This is a genomic window from Wolbachia endosymbiont of Drosophila bocki (genome assembly GCF_028982005.1).
GTDB lineage: Bacteria > Pseudomonadota > Alphaproteobacteria > Rickettsiales > Anaplasmataceae > Wolbachia > Wolbachia pipientis.
Map to the genome: position 1 here is coordinate 1 of NZ_JAPQLG010000130.1, position 2,238 is coordinate 2,238.

Below are 2,238 nucleotides of genomic sequence, written 5' to 3' on the forward strand. Positions count from 1 at the left end.
CAGCTTGCAAATGATTGTCCTTTCCTTCATTTCTCTCCTATTACGAAGATTTTAAACAGGTTCTAAGATTTACGATATTTTAATCCCGGTAGAATATCTTATAAAATCAGATTATATGTTATACCTATGGAAATAGATAACTTTCAGCAATATTACAACCAAGAAGAAATGAAGACAGTAACATTAGCTCAAATTTATAAAGACTTGGTAATAAAGATATTCGATATAGCCACAAGCAAAATGTAAGCTACTATTAATGGTATTATGGAAATAGCACCAACGATACCACCTACTATACCTACTACCAGAGGTGACGGAGTAGTAAGGCTTAATATAATAAGTGGGAGAGATATAATTGATAGTATTATAGAAATTACACCTACTGTTTTTGGAAGAGATAGAAATCCTTTTGAATCTAAGTGTTCTTTTTCCCTTAAATAATATAAAGAAAGTGCTTATACACATTATAGCACAAAGTATTACTGCTGCTATTTTTATTATAGCTGCTGCTATAAGTGCTGCTAAATAAGCTATATTCATTGCAATTGTCACACACCATAATAAAAAAGTCAACTCCATATGTTTAGGTTGTAAAATCCCAAAAAGCAGCCAGAATAGAATAAGCAAACATTTACGAATTGAATTTAGTGCAAACAAGGGTGTTGATATCAACCATACTCTGCAGAATCGCAATATGGTATGACTACATGCTTTTTATTGATTTGATTAACATAATCAGCAGAGAGTTTTGTTTTGCAAAAGATGTCTACAGTAACATACTGCAATTATTTGGAATTGTAGGGCTAGGTGCAATTGTAAGGCCACTTGGTGCACTCATATTTGGTCACGTTGGTGACAGGTATGGAAGGAGGATAGCATTAATAATTACTATCTTGCTAATATCGATACCATCAAGCCTCATTGCATTTATTCCAAGTCACAATCAAGTAGGTATAATTTCTACTATATTGCTTCTTGCAATCCATATAACACAAGGAATTGCACTTGGTGGTGAACAAGGAAGTTCTGTTTATCTTATAGAGCATTTATCCAGTAGGAAAGAGAACTTAGGGATGTATTTTGGAATGATGGGTTTTGGTCGCTCCATTGGCGTCTTGCTTTCTGCGGTGATAGTGATTATCTGCAAAAAAGCTACTGATTTTTGTACCTGGGGTTGGAGATTGCCATTTATTTTCTCAGCTATTTTAGGATTAATTAGCGCGTATAGCATATACACATTGGGAGAAACTCCAGCATATGAAAAAAATCGAAAACAAAGAAATTTGCCTGATTTGCCAATAATAGAGCTTATAAAACGCCACAAGAGAGCTCTTATACTTGCTATTTTAATATCTGTACCTGTTAATGTTGCTGTTGGATTTACCATATTTCTTCGAACTCTCGCAAAGGAAATAGCATCAGTGGATGTTTATGTAACAACATATATCAACGAAATTGTATTGATTATAACCAGTGTATTAATGCCGATATCTTCAATAGCGTTTGGAATGTTGGCTGATAAAGTTGGAAAAGAGCGCACTGCAATCTTATTTATAGCAATTACAATGGCACTGTGTTGTCCTGCGTTATCTATTGCATATTACTATAAAAATTATCTTGTGATTGCGTTGAGCGTAATGGTTCTCTCTATAATAGAAAGGGGTATAGTTCCCATAGGAATAGTTGCATCTGAACTCTTTCCTACCAATGTTAGATTTAGTGGTGTGAGCTTATCACGCAATATCTCTTATGCGTTACATGGAGGATTTACTCCTATGGTTTGTATTTGGTTGACTGTAACATTTCCTCAAACAAACCTTGCTGCTGGGCTTTATATAGTCTTCTGCTTGTTGATCAGTGTGGTAGCAATATTGCAAATAAAACCGCAAGATAAGAAATTTGATTGGTCTTAGTTTTCTCCTATGTGATTTGATAGACCGGGAAAGGGTTTCATCTAAGTAGCTGACACCCTGACAACCGTCATCCCGCTGCTTATTAGCGGGATCTAGAGATACCGTGACGGTATGACGTAGGACTGCTGTCATTCCAGTCTGGAATCCAGAGAAAAGGATGATGTCATCCCAGTGTCCCTGTAATGTCATTCCAGTGCTTGACACTGGAATCCAGCCTTTATTATGCAGCCACTTGGTTAAAATTAAGTCTTCTGGATCCCAGTGGGCTTTGTTGCATCGCTAGCTATGATGGATTAAAGATAAAAAAGATGGAGAATATCAGTAG

The 2,238-nt window shown here is 35.8% G+C and carries 2 protein-coding genes and 1 pseudogene; 2 read left to right on the forward strand and 1 reads right to left on the reverse strand.

All coding sequences use genetic code 11. The features are described from left to right. The first annotated feature begins 264 nt into the window (after positions 1 to 264). The gene (locus tag OZD61_RS02865) at positions 265 to 441 is read left to right on the forward strand and encodes a hypothetical protein (RefSeq protein ID WP_274979773.1); all 177 of its coding nucleotides are present in this window, start codon (positions 265 to 267) and stop codon (positions 439 to 441) included. A gap of 206 nt (positions 442 to 647) precedes the next feature. Further along, complete coding sequence (locus OZD61_RS02870; RefSeq protein WP_274979774.1) at positions 648 to 1,913, forward strand: MFS transporter; 1,266 nt, start codon at positions 648 to 650, stop codon at positions 1,911 to 1,913. A gap of 183 nt (positions 1,914 to 2,096) precedes the next feature. Here OZD61_RS02870 and OZD61_RS05870 read toward each other — a convergent pair. Continuing rightward, a pseudogene (locus tag OZD61_RS05870) lies at positions 2,097 to 2,177 on the reverse strand (WPE palindromic element domain-containing protein); the annotation flags it as partial. Between the last annotated feature and the right edge of the window lie 61 nt (positions 2,178 to 2,238).